The organism is Microbacterium sp. ISL-103 (genome assembly GCF_018613995.1).
GTDB lineage: Bacteria > Actinomycetota > Actinomycetes > Actinomycetales > Microbacteriaceae > Microbacterium.
This window is the reverse complement of the sequence record NZ_JAGGPD010000334.1, coordinates 1-4,963: the sequence shown is the minus strand read 5'-3', so window position 1 is coordinate 4,963 and position 4,963 is coordinate 1. Positions and strand designations below refer to the sequence as shown.

Sequence of the window (4,963 nt, the reverse complement as noted above, 5' to 3'; positions counted from 1 at the left end):
CGGGCCCCCTGAACGTCGCCCGCCCTCCGCAGGGGCGGATCCCGATCGTGCACGCCGGCACCTCGCCCCGCTCGCGCGCGCTCGCCGCGACCGAGGCCGATCTCGCGCTCATCGCCGCCCCGAACATCGCCGACGCGATCGCCACCCGCCGGACGCTGCGAGACATCGCGGTCCGGTCGGGTCGCTCGCCGGAGAGCCTGGCGGTGATCGCGCCGGTGCTGCCGGTCGTCGCAGCATCCGACGCCGACGCGCACCGCATCGTCGAGCGGCTGCTCGCCCTCGTCCCGCTCGACGAGGGGCATCAGTCGACCCGCTCGGCGTTCCCGGCGAACAGATCGGTGGCGGCGCTCGCGGATGCTCTGAGCGTCGGCGCCGACGACCCCCTGCGCTCCGCGAACTTCGACGAGGTCGTGACCCGCGATCAGGCCGGGCGTCTGGGTGAGGGGGGAGCAGCGCTGATCGAGCGCCTGCGACGCATCGCCGGACTCCGCGTCGGCGACGCCGGCGCGACGGCACTGACCTGGCGCCACCTGGTCGCCGCCCACGCGGTGCCTGCGGCCTTCGTGGTCGGCGATGCCGCGACGATCGCCGATCACTTCGAGACCTGGCGCGACGAGGGCGCCGCCGACGGCTTCAACGTGCTGTCGGCTTTCCAGCCCGCGCAGTTCGAGGCCTTCACCCGCCTCGCCGCTCCCGAGCTGCGCCGACGCGGGCTGCTCGGCCGCGGCGACGGAGGCCCCTCGACTCTGCGCGACCGTCTCGGCGTCGACAGCGAGCAGCGTGCCGCATCCTCGCTGCTCGCCCGCTGAACCGTCGCATCCGTTACGTCGGATTGCGCCGGGTGACCGGCCCTGACGTCTCGTGACAGGCCGCGTCCGCACATGACGGCCGCAGTGGCGGTCAGGTCGCACGAGTCCCTAGCGTGACGTTCACCCGCACACCGGAACCACAGCATCCCCGTCCAGGAGGACCCGCATGAACCGCCGTCTCATCCGCGCAGCCGCCATCGCGCTTCCGCTCGTCCTCGCGGCCGGCCTCACGGCCTGCGCCTCGTCGTCCGCTCCGGCCGACAGCTCCGCCGCCGCAGGCGACCCTGTCACCGGGGGAACGCTCACCTACCTCGAGCACCAGACGTTCACGAACCTGTATCCGCCGCAGGCCGGCTTCTACCCGAACGGCGGCGTGGTCAACAACATCGCCGCCCGCCTGACCTGGCAGAACCCGGAGTCGCTCGAGATCGAGCCCTGGATCGCCTCCGACTGGACGGTGAACGACGACGCCACCGAGTACACGTTCGATCTGAAGCCCGACGTGACGTTCTCCGACGGCACGCCGCTCGACGCCGCAGCCGTCGCGAAGAACTTCGACACCTACGGGCTGGGTGATCCCGAGCGCGGCCTCACGGTCTCGGAGGCGATCAACAACTACGCGTCGAGCGAGGTCGTCGACGACGACACGGTCACCTTCCGCTTCTCGGCGCCGGCACCCGGATTCCTCCAGGCGACGTCGACCATCAACTCCGGCCTGCTGTCTCCCGACACTCTCGACGGCACGATCGAGGACTTCGGAGCGGGCAACGCCGAGGCCATCATCGGCGCCGGCCCCTTCACGCTCACCGACGAGAAGCTCGGCACCGAGTTCACCCTCACCGCCCGTGAGGACTACGCCTGGGCAGCGGAGAGCGCCGAGAACCAGGGCCGCCCGTACGTCGACGCCGTGCATGTGCTGGTCACCCCCGAAGACTCGGTGCGCATCGGGTCGCTTCTCGCCGGTCAAGCCGACTACGTCCGCTACGTGCAGGCCTTCGACGAGGACCGCGTCGAGAGCTCGGGCTTCACGCTCTACGCGCCGCAGACCCGCGGAGTGAACAACTCCATCTCGCTGCGCCCCGAGAACCCGCTGCTCTCCGACATCCGGGTGCGTCAGGCGCTCGTCGCCGCGGTCGATGCCCAAGAGGTCGTCGACACCCTGTTCACCGAGAACTACCCGGTCGCGACGTCGGTGCTGTCGCAGGAGGCGCTCGGCTACAAGGACGAGTCGGAGCACTACGCCTACGACCCCGACAAGGCCGAGAAGCTGCTCGACGACGCCGGCTGGACGGCCGGATCCGACGGCATCCGCGAGAAGGACGGCGAGCGCCTGTCGATCACCGTCTACGAGGCGGCACCCCAGCCGCTCTCGAAGCAGACGCTCGAGCTCGTCGCGCAGCAGCTCGCGAAGGTCGGTGTCGAGCTCACGGTGAAGCCGGCGGATGCGGGATCGTATGCCGAAGACACGCGTGACCCGCTGAAGACCGGCTTCTATCACTCGATGGTCGGCCGCGCGGACTTCGACGTGATCAAGAGCCAGTACTACACGAAGAACCGTGACGTGCTGATCTCGAAGGATGCCGAGCTCGACGCCCTTCTCGAGACCGTGGCGTCGGAGCCCGACACCGAGAAGCGGGCCGAGGCGTCGCAGGCCGTGCAGGACTACATCGCCGAGCAGGCCTACGTCATCCCGCTGTTCGAGGAGCCGCAGGTCTACGGCGCCGCGACCTACGTGCACGGCGTGGACTTCGAGTCGGTCGGTCGCCCCACCTTCTCGGGCGTCTGGCTCGCCGAGCACTGAGACTGACACGGTGCACCGATGAGCTTCGTCCTCCGACGAGCCGGGCAGGCCGCGATCGTTCTGATCGCGGCCTTCACGGCCACCTTCTTCCTGCTGCAGCTGCTGCCGGGCGATGCGATCCTGATCAAGTTCTCCGACCCCAGCCTCGGGCTGTCGCCGGAGCAACTCGACGGCATCCGTGCGACCTACGGCACCGATCTGCCGTGGTGGCAGCAGTACCTGCATGCGGGTCTCGGGTTCGCTGCCGGCGACTTCGGCTACTCGACGCAGTTCGGCACCCCGGTGCTGGCGATGCTCGCCGAGGCTCTGCCGTCGACGCTGCTGCTGGCGTCGCTGGGACTCGTGGTGGCGCTGCTGATCGCGGTGCTCGTCGCAGGGCTCTCCTCGCTCGCACCGTTCGCGTGGCTGCGCGACGGCATCCGTCAGGTGCCGGGGCTGTTCGTCGCGGTGCCCGTCTTCTGGCTCGGCATCCTGCTGATCCAGGTCTTCTCGTTCGGGCTCGGGTGGGTGCCGATCGTCGGCGCCGACCCGGTGGCCGGGCTCGTCCTTCCGGTGCTGACGCTCGCCGTGCCGATCTCCGCCCCGCTCGCCCAGGTGCTGGTGCGGGCCATCGACCAGGTGCAGGCGCAGCCCTTCATCACCGTCGTCCGCGCCAAGGGCGCGCCGCCCTCGTGGGTGCTCACCCGTTCGGTGGCGCGCAATGCGGCGCTGCCCACGCTCACGATCGCGGGCGTGCTGTTCGGCGAGCTCGTCGGCGGGGCCGTGGTCACCGAGACGGTGTTCGGCCGCACCGGCATCGGCCGTCTCACCGAGCAGGCGGTGTCGAACCAGGACATCCCGGTGCTGCAGGGCGTCGTGCTGCTGTCGGCCCTCGGCTTCGTGCTGATCAGCTTCGCCGTCGACCTCGCCACCCCGCTGATCGATCCCCGCCAGCGCGCACTCGTCAAGACTGGAGCATCGGCATGACCGTCGCCGCCGTCGCCGCATCCGTCGACACCCCGCCCGAGGCACCGCAGCAGGATGCCGCGGTCGCCCGACCGCGGCGACGCGCACGCGGTCTGCTCGGCCTGCCCTGGGGGCTCTACCTCGCGATCGCCGTGGTGTCGCTCGCGGTGCTCTGGGCGCTGATCCCCGGGGTCTTCGCCCCGGGCGACCCGCTCACCGGCACCCCCGCCGACAAGCTGCTGCCGCCGAGCGCGGCGCATCCGTTCGGCACCGACACCCTCGGCCGCGATCTGTTCGGCCGTGTCGTCCACGGCGCGGTGCACTCGCTCTCGGGTGCGCTCATCGCCGTCACGGTCGGTCTCGCGCTCGGCACGATCCTCGGTGCGGTCGCCGGCGCGATCGGCGGCGTCGTCGACGACATCCTGATGCGCGTCGTCGACGTGCTGCTGGCGATCCCCGGTCTGCTGCTCTCGCTGTCGGTGATCATCCTGCTCGGCTTCGGCACCGTGAACGCGGCGATCGCCGTGGGCCTCGGCAGCGTCGCCGCCTTCGCCCGCCTGATGCGGTCGGAGGTCGCGCGGGTGCGACGCAGCGAGTACGTCGAGGCGGCGTACGGCAGCGGCGGCACCTTCTTCACGGTGCTGCGTCGGCACGTGCTGCCCAATTCGCTCACCCCGATCGTCGCGCTCGCGGCCCTGCAGTTCGGCACCGCGATCCTCGCGATCTCGACCCTCGGATTCCTCGGGTACGGCGCCCCGCCCCCCACCCCCGAGTGGGGACTCCTGATCGCCGAGGGCCGCAACTACATCGCCACCGCGTGGTGGCTCACGGCTCTGCCCGGACTCGTGGTGGTCGTCGTCGTGCTCAGCGCGAACCGCATCTCGCACCGCATCGGAAGGAACCCGCGATGAGCGTGCTCACCGTCGACGGCCTCGCCGTCTCGTACGCCACCCGAGCCGGCCGCCGCGAGGTGGTGCACGGGGTCTCGTTCGAGATCGCCGAAGGAGAGGCGCTGGCACTCGTCGGCGAGTCGGGGTCGGGGAAGTCCACCACCGCGCACGCCCTGCTCGGTCTGCTGCCCGAGGGCGGCAGGGTCGACGGCGGCGCGGTGCGCCTCGGCGACCTCGACATCTCGGGCTGGACGGATCGCGCGCTGCGCGGCATCCGCGGCCCCGAGATCGGTCTCGTCCCGCAGGATCCTGTGACCTCGCTCGACCCCGTGCGCCCGATCGGCGCGCAGGTCGAAGAGGTGCTGAGACTGCACGGCCACAGAGACCGCAGATCGCGGCGGGCGCGGGCGATCGAGCTCCTCGACCGGGTCGGCATCGACGACCCGGATCTGCGGGCGCGCCAGTACCCGCATGAGCTCTCGGGCGGGATGCGTCAGCGGGTGCTGATCGCATCGGCC

5 protein-coding genes are annotated in these 4,963 nt (G+C 71.0%); all 5 read left to right on the top strand.

Going from position 1 to position 4,963, the window contains the following annotated elements:
* A partial coding sequence (locus tag J7E68_RS12575; protein WP_215173090.1) for an LLM class flavin-dependent oxidoreductase occupies positions 1-809 on the top strand: 809 nt, incomplete at its 5' end.
* Positions 810-975: 166 nt separating this feature from the next.
* Positions 976-2,610 carry a TIGR04028 family ABC transporter substrate-binding protein gene (locus J7E68_RS12570; protein ID WP_215173088.1) on the top strand — a complete coding sequence of 545 codons (1,635 nt, stop codon included), beginning with the start codon at positions 976-978 and terminating at the stop codon, positions 2,608-2,610.
* An 18-nt stretch (positions 2,611-2,628) separates the two neighbouring features.
* A complete protein-coding gene (locus tag J7E68_RS12565; RefSeq protein WP_215173086.1) occupies positions 2,629-3,576 on the top strand; it encodes an ABC transporter permease in 948 nt (315 codons plus the stop codon).
* Complete coding sequence (locus J7E68_RS12560) at positions 3,573-4,466, top strand: ABC transporter permease (protein ID WP_215173083.1); 894 nt, start codon at positions 3,573-3,575, stop codon at positions 4,464-4,466. Before J7E68_RS12565 ends, J7E68_RS12560 begins: the two co-directional genes overlap by 4 nt.
* Positions 4,463-4,963, top strand: a 501-nt coding sequence (locus J7E68_RS12555) for an ATP-binding cassette domain-containing protein (RefSeq protein WP_215173080.1), incomplete at its 3' end; no start/stop codon positions are given. The genes J7E68_RS12560 and J7E68_RS12555, both read left to right, overlap by 4 nt.